The following is a 15,700-nucleotide window of genomic DNA, read 5'->3' as shown; positions in this document are numbered from 1 at the left end:
AGGTGTAATCTATGTCCCGCAAATGTGCAGTAACAGGCAAGAAGCCAAGCAGCGGTAACCACGTGTCTCACGCAAACAACCGCAACCGTCGTTCTTGGGGAGTTAACGTTCAGAAGGTCCGTATTCTCGTGAACGGAAAACCAAAACGCGTGTACGTCAGCACCCGTGCTTTGAAAGCCGGCAAAGTTGAACGCGTTTAGTCTTGGATTATTCCAGGGCCCAGCGATATCTCATATGAAGCAAAAAGCACCCTTTACATTCGTAAGGTGCTTTTTTTCATGTTCTCTGTTCGGTTATGAACTCAGCTCTTCTGAAACGTGTTCAATATCGCCTTAACAAAACCTCCCAAAAATCTTGGCAGCTTAAACGTGTAAAATTTCATCATTAACCCTCCCATCAATTCTTGCCATACGGTAGGAGACTTCCCTTAATTTCCGTATACATAATTGAACCCAGACGAACTGCAGACCTCCCTTGATGTACAAAAAAAGGCTACATGAGATTTCTGCTCATGTAACCATATTTATGCGGCCATAACTTGGCCTATACCTTAATCCCTCAATGCTTGCTCATAAGCTGCAATTAACGGACTGCACTCTCTGCAGCCTCACGGATTGCCCGTATTGCAGCTGCACGGTCAGTACGTCCAAATACGGCATTGCCGGCCACCAGCACGTCTGCGCCAGCCTCAGCGACGATTGGAGCGGTGTTCTCCGCAACCCCTCCATCGACTTCAATCCGCAGATTGTTGTGATTGATTTCATTGGCCCATTCACGGATCTGGCGGATTTTACGCATCGTATTAGGAATAAAAGCCTGTCCGCCAAAACCAGGGTTCACCGTCATAACCAGCACCATATCCACATCCTCAAGCACCTCACGTACAGCTGAAGCCGGGGTTCCCGGATTAATCGCCACTCCCGCCATAATTCCCAGCTCCTTAATCTGGTGAACTACACGGTGAAGATGTACGCATGCTTCGGCATGTACAGTAATAACAGATGCGCCAGCAGCTGCGAACTCAGCGATATAACGCTCCGGATTTTCAATCATCAAATGAACATCCAGCGGCAAAGAGGTATGCGCCTTTACCGCCTTAACAATCGGTGGCCCAAGTGTAATATTCGGCACAAAGTGGCCGTCCATCACGTCTACATGAATCCAGTCTGCGCCGCTGGCCTCAGCCTCCGCGACTTCAGCACCAAGTGCTGCGAAATCGGCAGATAAAATGGATGGGGCTAGTAATATCATAGGTTAGTACCTCCGCTTTTTGTCTTTCATTTCATTGTAGAACAGCTTGTAGTGATCATAGCGGCTGTCTGCGATCTCACCGGCCTGCCAGGCCTCTATGACCCGGCAGCCCGGCTCATGAAGATGGCTGCAGCCGCGGAACTTGCAATTTTCCGCATAGGAAGCAAATTCCCGGAAACAGACCGACAGCTCCTCCACACCCAGTTCTAAAAAATCCAGCTGGCTGAACCCTGGTGTATCAGCTACAAATCCGCCGTTCCCGATGTCCATCAGCTCGACATGGCGGGTGGTATGACGCCCCCGCCCCAGCCGCATGCTGATTTCACCTGTTTCCAGCTCAAGCCCAGGCACCAGCCGATTTAAGAGCGTCGATTTGCCGACTCCGGACTGACCGGAGAAGACACTGATAACTCCGGCCAGCCGGTTGCGCAGCTCATCACTGCCCGAGCCGGTTAAAGAGCTGGTAATCATCACTTCATATCCGATACGCTCGTACAGATCTTTCACGAGTGCTGTGGCTTCACCTTCGTCAACGGCCAAATCCTGCTTCGTCAGTACAATTAGGGGTTCCAATCCGGAGTGCTCGATATGCACCAGAAACTTATCCAGCAGATTCAAATTCATATCCGGCTCACGTACCGAGAACAGCAGCACCGCCAGTTTGACATTGGCTACAGGCGGCCGGATTAATTCCGATTCCCGGGGGAGGATCTCATCAACCATTCCTTCCCCGTTTTCGGTCAGAACGTAGATAATTCGGTCTCCTACGAGCGGAGCGACGCCCCTTTTCTTCAGGATCCCCCGTCCACGGCACTGTACAGCCTCTTCTTCTGTCGCAATGAATCCGTTATGCAGCGGTTTTACATAATAATAACCGCTCAGCGCTTTTACAATGATTCCTTCAGGCATACATAATGAGCCTTCCTCTCCTGATTTTGCGCAAATGACCCAAGCTAAAAACACCCCGGGTCATCTCGCTGCCGCAGCCTTACCGCTAATGAACTGGAACTGCTGCAGCTTTTCTCTTTTATTAGATATTTCTCTAATTCTTATTGTTTTTCACTTTACCTTTTTTATTACTTTGACCTTCCGAGGCGTTGTTCACGATATACCCAGTTTGGTTGTTACCGCCTGTATTTCCGCCTTCTTCTGAACCCGGCGGCAGGATTTCCGGTTCAATCGTAGGTTCTGCCGGTGTCTCGGTAGGTGCTACCGTGGGCTCTGGTGTCTGAGTCGCCGGAGGTTCTGGCTGCTGTACCGTGCCGTTCTTGGCATCGGAATAGCGGATCTCATAAGCCTCGATGTATTCCCCGTCCTGGTAGATCGAAACCGCCCCGTCTTTATTCGGAGCCAGAACCAGATTCACAGACAATACCTGGGTCTTCGCTATCGTACGCGTCCCCCACTCCTGAGGCTCCCCATCGTTGCGGGCATCGGAATACACGATACGAATTTTAGTTTTCTTCCCGTCGCTTGAAGGTGCTACCGGCACATTGAAAGTATAATTCAACGCTTCCGGCGGGAATCCTGTGCTCAGGGAGATGGAGATCTTATCTCCGGGAGATACCATATCGTCTTTCTCATAAGGCCATTGCTTCGTGATTTTCCCTTTATCGACGGAGTAGCTGGTATCTTCACTGACCTCATCCAGCACCAGTCCCAAGCCCTCCAATATTGCCTTGGCTTCATCCTGGGTTTTGCCTGTCAGGTCAGGCATCGGCTTGCTTTCTTCACCTTTACTGACAATGACCTTAATTGTAGCTGTCTCCGGATCATATTCGCTGCCTTCCGCCGGTTCAGTGCCGATTACCTGTCCTTCAGGGAAATCTTCGCTAAATCGCGGATCCGGGCTGATGCGGCTTTGTTCCACACCTTCCGCCATTAAAGCTTTTACAGCATCATCATAGGTTTTGCCGGACAATGAAGGCACATTTGAAGTAGGCTTTGCAGTGCTCACTGTTAGAACAACATGCGTTCCTTCTTTTACCACAGTGCCTTTCTTTTTATTCTGCTCCCAGACGACATTCTCGTCAAAGTTCGGGTTGTATTGCTCTACAACCGGATCCTCCACGATCAGCCCAACCTCATCCAGCATTGCGGTAGCCTTTTCCAGAGTTTGGTTAGTTACATCCGGAACAGTGACTTCGGCAACCACCAGCTTGGAGTTCACATACCAGACCACACTGCCCATGGCCAGCAATAAAAGCAGGGTAAGACCTATCCATAATGCCGGACGCCCCCATTTCTTCTTGCTGTTCAGTGCAGGCGGAACGTCTTCCTCCTCATCCATACGGCGCATCCGCTCTTCACCCCCGCCGCTGCGGCTGCCCAGACCACGCTGAATCGGTTTGATCGCCGGGATAATCCTTGTCCGGTCTTCATCATCCTCATCATGGAACAAGGCCTTGGCTTCGCTGCGCCGTTCAGGCAGCAGGCAGGTCTCCAGATCCTGAAGCATCTCCTTAGCAGACTGATACCGCTCATCCGGATTTTTGCGCATGGAACGCAGGATCACATTCTCCACGCTTTGCGGAATCAGCGGATTCAGCAGCCGAGGCTCTTCAAATTCCTCCTGCAGATGCTTAAGCGCTACGCTGATCGGGCTTTCACCCAAAAAAGGCAGCACACCGGTTAACATCTGGTAGAGTACTATTCCGAGCGAATACAAATCGGACTTTTCTCCGGTCATCACACCTTTGGCATGCTCCGGTGAAAAATAATGCACAGAACCAATTACAGAACCAGTCTGGGTAATTGTGGTAGAAGTAACTGCACGGGCTATACCGAAATCCGTTACTTTAACACGGCCGTTGCGTCCAATCAGGATGTTATGAGGTTTAATATCACGGTGAATAATCTGATTCTGATGGGCATGATCAAGCGCATCGCAAATCTGGGAAGCAATCCGGATAGATTCATCTACCTGAAGCGGCGCCCGTTCTTTAATAATTTCATTCAGGTTCTTACCTTCAACATACTCCATCACGATGTAATGGACATCCTCTTCCTGACCTACATCGTAGATACTGACTACATTCGGATGCGATAAGGAAGCAGCCGATTGTGCCTCACGCCGGAAGCGGCGGATGAACTCCTCGTCATGTACAAACTGATTTCTTAATACTTTAATGGCGACGTTCCGGTTAAGCAAAATGTCATGGGCTCTGTAGACAAGCGCCATGCCACCTCCCCCGATCCGTTCGATGACTTGGTAACGGCCGCCCAATTCGTGACCGATCATCTATTCCACTCCTTTGTCTCGGGCACAGCGGCCTCTCCTTGATGTTCTAACATAGCGACGCTGATGTTGTCGCCGCCACCGGCTAATAGTGCCAGTTGAAGTAATCGATCCGCTCTTTCCTCTAACGGTATTTCATGAATTCCGGCAACCTTGCCTAGATGCTCCTGGCTGACGAAATTGCTCAGACCGTCACTGCACAGCAGCAGAAGTTCCCCCAGGGACAAGCTTACGGGAGCCAAATCAGCCTTAACCTCGGCATCCGTCCCCAGCGCTCTAGTCAGTACATTGCGGCGCGGATGATTGCCAAGCTCCTCCTGGCTGATCTGGCCGTTTTTGAACAGCTCATTGACCAGCGTATGATCCTCGGTTAATTGAATTGCGGCACCGTCTTTAACAAGATAGGCTCTGCTGTCTCCGATATGGCCAATATATCCTGCCGGCCCTTGAAGTAGAACAGCAACCACTGTCGTACCCATGTTATGGTACTTTTCGTCGCGCGAAGCCTCGGTAAAGACTGTGCGGTTGGCCTCCATTATGGCAGCCGACAGCGCTTCTCTAAGCTCTTCCTCCGGAAGATCCGGCGGCAGCCCGTCGAGTGTGCTGCGCATGGTCTCCAGCGCGAGCTTGCTCGCAGTGTCTCCTGCTAAATGTCCACCCATTCCATCGGCAATAATGCCGAGGGTATAACCGTGACGTGTTGTGCCGATCCAGACCGAATCCTCATTGACGGTACGTACCCGGCCAACGTCGCTGGCATGAACTGTTCTGATCAAATATCCTCACCCCAACTCCATATGTTTGGCGCGCAGCTGTCCGCATGCGGCCGCAATATCATGGCCCTGCTCACGGCGGATCGTTACATTCACACCCTGGTCGGCCAGAATACGCTGAAATTCAAAAATATCATTGCGGGAAGTCCGCACATATTTGCGCTCCGGTACATGATTGACCGGAATCAGGTTGACATGGCACAGCATGGTCTTGAGCACACCGGCCAGTTCTTTCGCATGCTCCGGCTGGTCATTGACTCCGCCAATCAGCGCATATTCGAAGCTGATCCGGCGGCCTGTCTTGGCCTGATAATAACGCAAGGACTCAATTACATCATCGAACGGGTAACGCCGGTTGACCGGCATCAGCTTGGAGCGCAACGCATCATTGGGTGCATGAATCGAAATCGCCAGATTGATTTGTGTGTCTTCCTCAGCAAATTTGTAGATGTTCGGCACAATTCCGCTTGTAGATACTGTGATATGACGCTGGCCGATATTGAGTCCCTTCTCATGAATCATCAAACGCAGGAACCGCATCGTGGCGTCATAATTCTCAAACGGCTCTCCCGTACCCATAATTACGATACTGCTGACGCGTTCACCGCGTGCATCCAGAATCTGCTGGGAACGGACAACCTGGGCAACGATCTCGCCGGCTGTAAGGTCGCGCTTTAGTCCGCCCAGTGTAGAGGCACAAAATGTACAGCCAATCCGGCACCCTACCTGTGTCGTAACACATACGCTGTTTCCATAATTGTGTTTCATAATAACTGTCTCGATCGCATGATCATCATGCAGACCGAACAGGAATTTAACGGTTCCGTCCTTAGACTCCAGTTTTGTAATCTCAGTCAATGCATTAATGCTGAACTGCTCCGTCAGCTTGGCGCGGAGCGCCTTGGACAGGTTACTCATGGACTCAAAGTCATTGACGCGTTTCACGTACAGCCAGTCGAAAATCTGGCCGCCGCGGAAAGCAGGCTCTCCGTTATCTTTGGCCCACTGCTGCAACTCTTCCAAAGAGAAATCATATATTAAAGGTTTCATTATATTTAGCACCTGTTCTTTCATAAAGTATAAAATCAATGGGTCGGGACGACTGCGGACCAGCTTCTGTATCAGCACAAAACGAATACCGTCCTTAAAAGGACGATATGACGATTATCCTAACGGATATGCGTATTATTTCTCATTCTTCCTATTTTAACACAAATATCAGAGACGGTAAAAGAAAAGCCCGCCGCGCACTAAAATCTGCGGGCGGGACATCTGTAATTCCCCTGCCGGTTTACTATTTTACAAGAGTCGCCGGAGCCGGGCAATATAAAATCCGTCGCTTCCAAAATGCTGCGGCAGCAGCTGAATTCCCTGACCTGCGGCCAGCGCCGTTCCGCCGAGACGCTCCCAGACAGGCGTCTCAAAGCTCACCGGAACGAAATCCGGGTTCCGTTCTAAAAATTCAGCCACAATCCCGCTGTTCTCGGCCTGTTCAGTTGTACAGGTACTGTACACCAGCACACCGCCCGGCTTCAGCAGCCGTGACACCGACTGCAGCAGTTCTCCCTGAAGAGCGCTTACGCTGGCTACGTCATCAGGCTGCTTACGCCATTTAAGATCCGGTTTGCGGCGGATGACCCCAAGACCGGAGCAGGGCGCATCCAGCAGAATCCGGTCAAAGGATTCCGGCGGCAGCGCTGCTGCAAGTTCAAGCGCGTCACTGCTGCCTGTAGTGATGCTGTCCAGCCCCAGGCGTTCCGCCTGATCGGAGATCAGTTTGGCTTTGTGGGCATGCAGATCATTCGCATAAATATATCCTTCATCCTTCATCAGCTCACCCATGTGCGCGCTTTTACCGCCGGGAGCTGCACAGCAATCAAGCACCCTCATTCCCGGCTCTGGTTCTACAGCTTCGGCGACCAGCATGGAGCTCTCGTCCTGCACAGACAGATATCCGTCCTTGTACCAGGCAGACAGGGCCAGATTACCGCCCCCTTTGACCACGATACCATACGGGCTTACTTTAGAGGCAGCAGCATCCAGTCCTGACTCCTGCATTTGCGCCAGCAGACCATCACGGCTGATCATCGTTGTGTTCACACGAACACTGACTGCCGGGGGTTCATTGTTAGCGGCGCACATAGCCTCTGCTGTCTCGATCCCATACTCTGCACTCCAGCGCTCTACCATCCAGAGCGGATGGGAATGGATAATGGAAATTCTCTCAGCCTCACTAATATTCTTGCTAAGTACCGGCAGATCGCCTGCGCGCAGGACGCTGCGGAGTACACCGTTAACCATACCGGAAATACCCTGATGACCGCGCTTCTTAGCGATATTAACCGCCTCATTAACAGCCGCATGGGATGGAATACGGTCCAAATACATAATCTGATACAGGCTTAGGCGCAGCAGATTTCGTACCCAAGGCTGCAGCTTCGTGATGCCCTTGCTCACGAAATCTCCCAGGACGTGATCCAGGGTGAGCATCCGCGAAATAGTACCGTATACAAGTTCCGTTACCAGCCCTGAATCTTCACGGCTAAGCGCTGACTTCTGCAAACTGCTGTTCAGCAGGAGATTGCTGTAAGCCCCTTCCTGCTCGACCCGCACGAGAACATCAAGCGCAACCTCCCTGGCAGAACCCGCCGCCTGCTTGGTGCTCTTGCGGATATTCTTGCGATCCGCTCCAGATTTGGTTCCGGCAGGTGCTGTACTGCCCGCAGCCTTACCAGCTCCACTCTTGCTCTGAGGCCGGTGCCCTCCACGGCCCGCATTATTGCCGCCCGCGCTCAACCTAGCACCGTCCCTGGACTCATAGCCGCGCCGCGGCTGAAGTCGCCGGCGCTCATCGCTTTTTTGCCGGCCGGCTGCACAGAGGTCAGCAGCAGTGATCCGTCACCGGTGCTCACCTCTACACCGCGCTCGTTAACCGCAAGCACTGTACCAGGCGCTTTGCCCGATGGGCTGTGACTTGCGGAAGGCTTAGCCGCTGCCCATACTTTAAAGGTCTCGCCATTCCAGAGGGTAAATGCACCGGAGAACGGCACCAGTCCCCGTATACGGTTGTAGATTTCACGTGAGCCTGCATTCCAGTCAATCCGCTCATCATCGCGGGTAAGATTTGGTGCATACGTTGCCTCACTGTCATTCTGTTTTGCTGCTTCTACCCGTCCATTCGCCAGACGAGGCATCTCAGTCTTTAGTAGATCACGTCCGGCAAGACTCAGCTTTTCAAACAGATCACCTGCAGTGTCTTCCTCTTCAATCCGCACCTCGACGCGGGAAATCATGTCACCGGTATCCATACCTTCTGCCATGTACATCAGTGTTACGCCAGTTACGTTCTCCCCGTTGATGATGCAGCGCTGAATAGGCGCACCTCCGCGGTATTTCGGGAGCAGTGAACCATGAACATTGATACAGCCATTGTTAGGCAGATCAAGTACGCTTTTCGGTAAAAATTGCCCGTAAGCAGCCGTAACGATCAGATCCGGCTCATAGGCAGCTAGCTCGGCTACCGCCTCCGGACGGCGCAGCCGTTCCGGCTGCAGCACCGGCAACCCCAGTGACAGTGCAGCCTCCTTTACCGGAGTAGGCATAAGCGTCTTCTTGCGGCCCTGCGGCCGGTCAGGCTGGGTGATAACAGCTACCACGTTATAGCCTTCCTCCACGAGCATCTTCAATGAAGGCACAGCAAATGCGGGTGTTCCCATGAACACTATCTTCATTTCATTCACTCCCCGGCTTCGCTGTGTTCAGCTTTGTACTCATAAACCTTCTCGGCAATGTCCGTAAAGAGGACTCCATTAAGATGATCGATCTCGTGCTGGAAAGCCCGGGCCAAAAGTCCGCTGCCCGTAATGGTGACCTCATTGCCTTCGCGGTCAAGTCCGCGTACTGTTACCGTCTCCGCACGGCGTACGTCACCGTTGAGTCCGGGAATACTGAGGCAGCCTTCCGGTCCGAACTGCTCGCCTTCCGTGCTGATGATCTCCGGATTAATCAGCTTGATCAGCCCATGCTCTTCGTCAGCATCAACGACGATCAGCCGTTTCAGAATTCCCACCTGTGGTGCAGCAAGACCAACACCTTCGGCATCATACATAGTATCTGCCATATCATCCAGCAGCTTCTGGACGTTTGCGGTTACTTTCGTTACGATTTTCGCTGTCTTGTGCAACACTTCATCCGGTTCTTTTACGATTAATCTGATTGCCATTACACGTACACCATCCTTGTTCTGAACATTTCAATAGTATTTTCATTGTATCATGTCTGTAATCTACATCAACATTTGCGGGTCCACATCAATACTGATTTGCAGACCGTTATCACGGACTGAATCCTCCAGCTCTTCAGCTACCTGGCGGGCCAGTCCGATGGCATCGATAGCTCCACGCCATTTCACGATGCACTGGAAGCGGTATCGGCCTTTCAGCCGGGGCAAAGGCGAGGCAACCGGGCCGAGCAGGTCAAGCGCATCTGAGGACAGCTTGTCCAGACTGCCGAACCAGCGGAGCTGCCTTGCCCGTCCCTGCAGATTCAGCGCGTAATTCTCCGCCATCTTCAGCAGCAGCGGAAGCTGCTCATGTGAGAGCGTGACAAGAATCAGACGGCAGTATGGCGGGTAATGCAAATCTCTCCGGTGCTTCAGTTCTTCCCGGACAAAAGAATTATAGTCATGTCCGCTGGCATGAACGATTGAATAATGCTCTGGTGTGTAGGACTGCACTACGACCTCACCGGGAAGCTGATGTCTTCCGGCCCGGCCTGCGACCTGTGTAAGGAGCTGGAACGTCTTTTCTGCTGCGCGGAAATCCGGCAGATTGAGAGCGGAATCTGCAGTGATGACGCCGACAAGCGTTACATCCGGGAAATCCAGTCCTTTAGCCACCATTTGTGTTCCCAGCAGCACATCTGCCTTCTTATCTCTGAACTGGTTCAGCAGCTTTTCATGCGAGCCCTTCTCTGTCGTTGTGTCTACATCCATCCGGATGACGCGAATGCCTGGAAAGAGCTTGCCCAGCTCTTCCTCTACACGCTGGGTCCCTGTCCCGAAGAAACGGATGTGTTCACTCCCGCATTCCGGACATTCCTTCGGCGAGGCTTCGGCATGTCCGCAATAATGACAGCGCAAATTGTCGCTTCGGCTGTGATACGTCAGTGAAATATCGCATTCCGGACATGTAGCCACATAACCGCAGCTCCGGCACATCACAAAGGTAGAGAAACCTCTGCGGTTCAGCAGCAGCACGGTCTGTTCTCCCCGTTCGAGCCTGCTCTCCAGTGCGGCATGCAGCCTGCGGCTGAACATCGAGCGGTTGCCCTCTTTCAGTTCATCCCGCATGTCGACTACATGCACCTTGGGCAATTCATTGCCCAGTGCCCGGGTAGGCATCTCCAGCAGGACTGGAGAGAAGTGGATATCGCTCTGTGATCTGGCCGCATGATAGCTCTCCAGTGAAGGAGTGGCTGAGCCCAGAATAACCGCTGCTCCGCCCTGCTCCGCACGGCGAACAGCGACATCACGGGCATGATATTTCGGATTTTCCTCCTGTTTATAGGAGGATTCATGCTCTTCATCCATAATGATCAGACCCAGATTTGAAAAAGGGGCAAATACCGCCGAACGCGCCCCGACGGCAACGTTCGCTTTCCCCTCCCTGATCTTGCGCCATTCATCATAACGTTCACCTACGGACAGGCGGCTGTGCATGACCGCTACACCGCTGCCGAACCGGCCTTTAAAGCGTTCCACCATCTGCGGAGTAAGTGCAATTTCCGGCACGAGCACGACCGCCTGTCTTCCCTGATCGACTACTCGCTGGATACATTGCAAATAGATCTCCGTTTTCCCGCTACCGGTAACCCCGTGCAGCAGAAACACTTCATGCTGCTGCTCTTCAACCGTACGGGCAATCCGTGTGAATACCGTCTGCTGCTCAGGAGTAAGCGGCAGCGGTGTACTCGGTTTGAAGTCACGACCCCGGTATGGGTCGCGGTACACCTCGATTTCAGTGATTTCGATGAAACCTTTATCTTCAAGAGCTTTCACCGTAGCGGTTGTAACCTGCAGCACTGACAGCAGGTCTTTCATAGGCATGGGCAGCATCTGCTCCATCTCGATCAAAAAAGCTAAAACTTCCTTCTGCCGGGCGGAACGCGCCGGGAAACTTCCGAGCGATTCGCGGGCTGCAGCCAGACCAACCGCCAAATCTACCGCCTTCAGCTTTTTTTTGCCCATTTTATCCTTAATAGACTGGCTTTCGGTCAGCACTCCCCTCCGCAGCATAAACTTCACTGTTTCCGCCGCATCCGGAAAAGTCCGGGTCAGCTGCTTCATGGAGACCTCTCCGCCACGTCTGACAAAATCAATGATCGTACGTTCCTCCTGATCATCCTCTAGGAAAAGCGGAAACAGCTCATCCTCCGGCTTAGCTGCTTCTTCCGCAGCCTCCCCCAGAGAAATCAGACGCTCAGCTTTGCCCTTAAGAGCCGTTGGAAGCATTGCCTGCAGAGCAGAGATACGTCTGCAGGCATATCTTTGACTCATCCAGTCACCTAATTCAACCAGCTCGGGCGATAAAGGAGGCAGGAGATCCAGGACCTCCTGAATCGGCTTAAGACTAGAGACTGAGCCAGTCTCACCGGATTCAAGTGAGACTACGAAACCTTGCACCGTCCGGTGGCCGAAAGGAACGGCTACCCTGCTGCCGACTTCTATCCACAGTTTCAGGGAATCAGGAATCAAATAATCGAACGGCCGGTCGGTGCTGCGCACAGGAACATCGACAATGACCTTCGCTATTTCCATTATAACGCTACCCCGGAAATACGCTCTGCCGCCAGGGTCAGCAGACGGCGTGCGACTTCATCTTTCGAGCTCAAAGGAAGATCAAGCACCAGTCCACCGGCATCATAGATCGATACAATGTTGGTGTCCGTGCCGAAGCCGGCGCCTTCCGTGGACACATCATTAGCAACGATAAGATCCAGATTTTTGCGGACCAGCTTATCCTTTGCATAAAACTCGGCATTGCCGGTTTCAGCGGCAAATCCGACCAGGAACTGGCCGTCTTTCATGTTCCCCAGAGTCTCCAGAATATCGGTTGTCTTGACCAGTTCAAGCGTCATCGTATCTCCGCTTTTTTTAATTTTCGAGTCAGCACTGTGCATTGGACGGTAATCAGCCACTGCGGCAGCTTTGATCAGAATATCGCACTCATCCCACCGGCTGGTGACGGCCTCCAGCATGGACTGTGCTGATTCCACCCGAATTAACGAGATTTCAGGATCCTGCGGCGGCGCTTCATCGGTCCGTGCAGCAATAAGGGTAACTTCCGCACCCATTGCCCGTGCGGCACGGGCAATGGCAAAGCCCATTTTACCGGAAGAATCATTAGAGATATAGCGGACCGGATCAATCCGTTCTACTGTTCCACCGGCGGTAACAATCACTTTTTTACCGGCTAAAGGCCCCTTTACGTTGACTGCCTGGAGAGCAAAGTAATCCTCCACCACGCGGACAATCGTTTCCGGCTCCTCCAGCCTCCCTTTGCCCACATAACCGCAGGCGAGCAGGCCTTCGCCCGGTTCAATAAATTGCACACCGCGGGCGGCAAGTGTGTTCATATTGCTGATTACCGCCGGATGCTGGTACATATGAACGTTCATTGCCGGTGCGACCATAACTGGCGCTGTAGTTGCAAGCAGCGTGGTGGACAGCATATCATCAGCCAGTCCATGCGCCATTTTACCAATAATATTGGCCGTTGCCGGAGCAATCAGAACCAGATCAGCAGAACCGGCAAGATCTATATGAGAAATTGAAGCCGGGTCGCGTTCCTGGAAGGTATCACTATACACCCGCTGTTTGGACAGCGACTGAAACGTCAGTTCGGTAATAAACTGCTTGGCCGAAGACGTCATAATGACATGAACCTCGGCACCTTTTTGGGCTAGCTTGCTGGTCAAGGCCGCCGCCTTGTAGGCAGCGATGCCTCCTGTAACTCCAAGGATGATGGTTTTGCCTTGTAAGCTGTTCAACTTAATCCCCCCTGTTCCAAACCTGTAAGAAGCAAATGAACCGGCTATGAAAAAAGATATCCTTATGGTTTCATATTCCGGCAAGAAGAAACGGCTGCGTCGCCTTTAGCAAAGGACGGCACCCGTTTCTTGCAGGACATGCAGGAAATCAATATCAACTGAAAATTAACGGAATCTTAAAAAAATAACAACCTTCCGGTTGTCAGGATCAGCCCAGCACGGGCTACATATAGCATTATACAATACAAGCCCCGCTAACAGAAGAAGAAACGGTGCCGCGAATGAAGCTGGCGGTGACCGTTTCTACTGTAGGCATAGCAGGCTTCCCGGATTACTCTTCGCCGCGGGTTACAATAATGCGGTCTTCATAGATTTCTTCCAGCGCCACACCAACGAATTTGTGCGATTTCGGCGATTTAACATCCGTTTTACCGCCTTCGCGGAGTGCTCTTGCCCGGCGGGCCGCAGCGACAACCAGCGAGTACTTGCTGTCAACCTTAGTCATCATTTCATCAATAGATGGATATAGCACGTAAGACACCTCTTCATCTTTTACTGTAAATATGATCCATTCTTGTAGTGCATATCATCTTACCTTACAATGTTCGGCGATAATAATGCTTTCTATGCGCTTGCAGGCGAGATCAATCTCATCATTCACTACGGCGTAGTCGTAATGCCGAATCAGGCCAATCTCATCCTCCGCCACGGACATACGGTGGTTAATCACATCAGGATGCTCCGTACCGCGCCCGCGGATACGGTCCTTGAGTTCGTCCATCGATGGCGGCAGCAGGAATACAAAGATTCCTTCGGGAAATTTCTCTTTGACTTTGAGTGCTCCCTGAACCTCGATTTCCAGAATAATATCTCTTCCGCTCTCAAGTGTCCGCTCCACAAAATCACGCGGAGTACCGTAATAATTGCCTACGTACTCCGCATACTCCAGCAGCTGGTCGGCTTCAATCATCGCCGCAAACTGCTCTCTGCTCTTGAAAAAATAATTGACACCGTTCTCTTCGCCTTCACGCGGACTACGGGTGGTGGCGGAAACGGAATAGACAAGCTCGGGCATTTTCGGCCGTAGTGCTGTACACACTGTGCCTTTGCCAACGCCGGAAGGTCCGGATAAAATGATCAGCAATCCTTTTGACATAGTACACTCCAATTGTTGTTATTCGTCGTTATCGTCATCTTTGCTGGATAAGCGGTGTGCCACAGTCTCCGGCTGAACGGCCGACAGAATGACATGGTCGCTGTCTGTGATAATGACGGCCCGCGTCCGGCGGCCATAGGTAGCGTCAATCAGCATATGCCGGTCTCTCGCTTCCTGGATAATACGTTTAATCGGTGCAGATTCCGGGCTGACAATGGAAATAATACGGTTGGCCGATACGATATTCCCAAAGCCGATGTTGATTAATTTAATTGCCATGTTCCGGTTGTTCCCCCCATAAGTTACATCTTTGCTTATACAGATTCCTGTTATTCAATATTCGCCGCTTGCTCACGAATCTTCTCCAGCTCAGCCTTCATCTCAAGCGTGAGGTTCACCAGAGTCAGATGATTGCATTTCGACCCGATTGTATTCGTCTCCCTGTTCATCTCCTGGATGAGAAAGTCCAGTTTGCGTCCTGCCGGCTCGCTTCCATTCAGCAGAGTCCTGCATTGTTCAAAATGACTGTACAACCGGGTAAGCTCTTCATCAATGTTACAGCGGTCGGCAAAGATAGCAATTTCCATTCCGAATTTATGCTCTTCAAAAGGGAACGTTCCGTCATTCAGTTCACTTAGCCGCAGCCTTAGCTTGTCTCGGTATTCACTTACAACAGCGGGGGCAAGCGCAGCCATTCTAGCCTGAAGCTCTTCAAGATGGCCAAGCCTGCTTAACAGGTCAGCAGCAAGATAGCTTCCTTCACGGGCACGCATCTGGAGCAGCGATTGCAGGCTCTGCGTCAATCCCTGTGCAAGCATCTCGGAGCACTCTTCGGCAGAACCGGACGTTTCGTCCGCCGGTCCATCCTTCAGTTCCATAACCCCGGGCATAGAAAGTATATCACGTAAAGTCAACTCTCCCGGCAGCCCGAACTCATCCTTCAGCACTTCCGCTGACTTCAGGTAGGACTTCACCGCATTACGGTTCAAAACCTGTAAGGAAGCAGCTTCTTCAGTGACTTCCCTATTAATGATGACATCTACCCGTCCCCGTTTGATATGACTTTGAACTATTCGTCGCAGCATATCCTCATAAACCGTCCAATCCCGGGGCATCCGCAGCACAACTTCGCAGTAACGGTTATTCACCGATTTGACTTCGAACGTTATCTTGTAACCGCCGAATTGCAGGGATGATTGACCGTATCCGGTCATGCTAAATGACAACGGAATC

Annotated in this window: 16 protein-coding genes; 1 reads left to right on the top strand and 15 read right to left on the bottom strand. The window is 51.9% G+C overall.

The window, feature by feature from the left end; genetic code table 11:
• Nucleotides 1-11: 11 nt before the first annotated feature.
• The gene (gene rpmB / locus QU597_RS12295) at nt 12-200 is read left to right on the top strand and encodes a 50S ribosomal protein L28 (RefSeq protein WP_036686205.1); all 189 of its coding nucleotides are present in this window, start codon (nt 12-14) and stop codon (nt 198-200) included.
• 101 nt (nt 201-301) lie between these two features.
• Here the strand turns inward: rpmB and spoVM are convergent, their stop codons facing one another.
• The 15 genes from spoVM to QU597_RS12220 all read right to left on the bottom strand — a co-directional run bounded on the left by spoVM (nt 302) and on the right by QU597_RS12220 (nt 15,693).
• Nucleotides 302-382 (bottom strand): stage V sporulation protein SpoVM, encoded by an 81-nt coding sequence (gene spoVM, locus QU597_RS12290; RefSeq protein WP_020431362.1) that lies wholly within the window; start codon nt 380-382, stop codon nt 302-304.
• A 200-nt stretch (nt 383-582) separates the two neighbouring features.
• Nucleotides 583-1,251, bottom strand: a complete 669-nt coding sequence (gene rpe, locus QU597_RS12285; protein WP_206104500.1) for a ribulose-phosphate 3-epimerase — start codon at nt 1,249-1,251, stop codon at nt 583-585.
• Nucleotides 1,252-1,254: 3 nt separating this feature from the next.
• Nucleotides 1,255-2,160, bottom strand: a complete 906-nt coding sequence (rsgA, locus tag QU597_RS12280) for a ribosome small subunit-dependent GTPase A (protein WP_310832884.1) — start codon at nt 2,158-2,160, stop codon at nt 1,255-1,257.
• Between the two features lie 133 nt (nt 2,161-2,293).
• Entirely contained in the window at nt 2,294-4,492 is a 2,199-nt protein-coding gene (gene pknB, locus QU597_RS12275; RefSeq protein ID WP_310832883.1) for a Stk1 family PASTA domain-containing Ser/Thr kinase, read from the bottom strand.
• On the bottom strand, nt 4,489-5,265 hold the full coding sequence (locus QU597_RS12270; protein ID WP_206104497.1) for a Stp1/IreP family PP2C-type Ser/Thr phosphatase: 777 nt from the start codon (nt 5,263-5,265) through the stop codon (nt 4,489-4,491). The genes pknB and QU597_RS12270 overlap by 4 nt, the downstream gene beginning before the upstream one ends.
• A gap of 6 nt (nt 5,266-5,271) precedes the next feature.
• Nucleotides 5,272-6,312, bottom strand: a complete 1,041-nt coding sequence (gene rlmN, locus QU597_RS12265; protein WP_232381107.1) for a dual-specificity RNA methyltransferase RlmN — start codon at nt 6,310-6,312, stop codon at nt 5,272-5,274.
• Between the two features lie 249 nt (nt 6,313-6,561).
• Nucleotides 6,562-7,935 carry a 16S rRNA (cytosine(967)-C(5))-methyltransferase RsmB gene (gene rsmB, locus QU597_RS12260; RefSeq protein ID WP_310833296.1) on the bottom strand — a complete coding sequence of 458 codons (1,374 nt, stop codon included), beginning with the start codon at nt 7,933-7,935 and terminating at the stop codon, nt 6,562-6,564.
• 119 nt (nt 7,936-8,054) lie between these two features.
• A complete protein-coding gene (fmt, locus tag QU597_RS12255) occupies nt 8,055-8,993 on the bottom strand; it encodes a methionyl-tRNA formyltransferase (RefSeq protein WP_310832882.1) in 939 nt (312 codons plus the stop codon).
• 5 nt (nt 8,994-8,998) lie between these two features.
• On the bottom strand, nt 8,999-9,484 hold the full coding sequence (gene def / locus QU597_RS12250) for a peptide deformylase (RefSeq protein WP_310832881.1): 486 nt from the start codon (nt 9,482-9,484) through the stop codon (nt 8,999-9,001).
• A 63-nt stretch (nt 9,485-9,547) separates the two neighbouring features.
• Nucleotides 9,548-12,079: a primosomal protein N' gene (gene priA / locus QU597_RS12245; protein ID WP_310832880.1), complete on the bottom strand. Its 2,532-nt coding sequence runs from the start codon at nt 12,077-12,079 to the stop codon at nt 9,548-9,550.
• Entirely contained in the window at nt 12,079-13,311 is a 1,233-nt protein-coding gene (coaBC, locus tag QU597_RS12240; protein ID WP_310832879.1) for a bifunctional phosphopantothenoylcysteine decarboxylase/phosphopantothenate--cysteine ligase CoaBC, read from the bottom strand. The genes priA and coaBC overlap by 1 nt, the downstream gene beginning before the upstream one ends.
• A gap of 331 nt (nt 13,312-13,642) precedes the next feature.
• Nucleotides 13,643-13,843, bottom strand: coding sequence for a DNA-directed RNA polymerase subunit omega (gene rpoZ / locus QU597_RS12235; RefSeq protein WP_310832878.1), 201 nt, complete (start codon nt 13,841-13,843; stop codon nt 13,643-13,645).
• 54 nt (nt 13,844-13,897) lie between these two features.
• The gene (gene gmk / locus QU597_RS12230) at nt 13,898-14,467 is read right to left on the bottom strand and encodes a guanylate kinase (protein ID WP_236329193.1); all 570 of its coding nucleotides are present in this window, start codon (nt 14,465-14,467) and stop codon (nt 13,898-13,900) included.
• Nucleotides 14,468-14,485: 18 nt separating this feature from the next.
• Nucleotides 14,486-14,746: an extracellular matrix/biofilm regulator RemA gene (remA, locus tag QU597_RS12225; protein WP_006209218.1), complete on the bottom strand. Its 261-nt coding sequence runs from the start codon at nt 14,744-14,746 to the stop codon at nt 14,486-14,488.
• A gap of 50 nt (nt 14,747-14,796) precedes the next feature.
• The gene (locus tag QU597_RS12220; RefSeq protein ID WP_310832877.1) at nt 14,797-15,693 is read right to left on the bottom strand and encodes a YicC/YloC family endoribonuclease; all 897 of its coding nucleotides are present in this window, start codon (nt 15,691-15,693) and stop codon (nt 14,797-14,799) included.
• Nucleotides 15,694-15,700: the final 7 nt, after the last annotated feature.

It is taken from the genome of Paenibacillus pedocola (genome assembly GCF_031599675.1).
GTDB classification, from domain to species: Bacteria; Bacillota; Bacilli; order Paenibacillales; family Paenibacillaceae; genus Paenibacillus_AQ; species Paenibacillus_AQ pedocola.
This window is presented reverse-complemented; position numbering and strand designations above follow the sequence as displayed.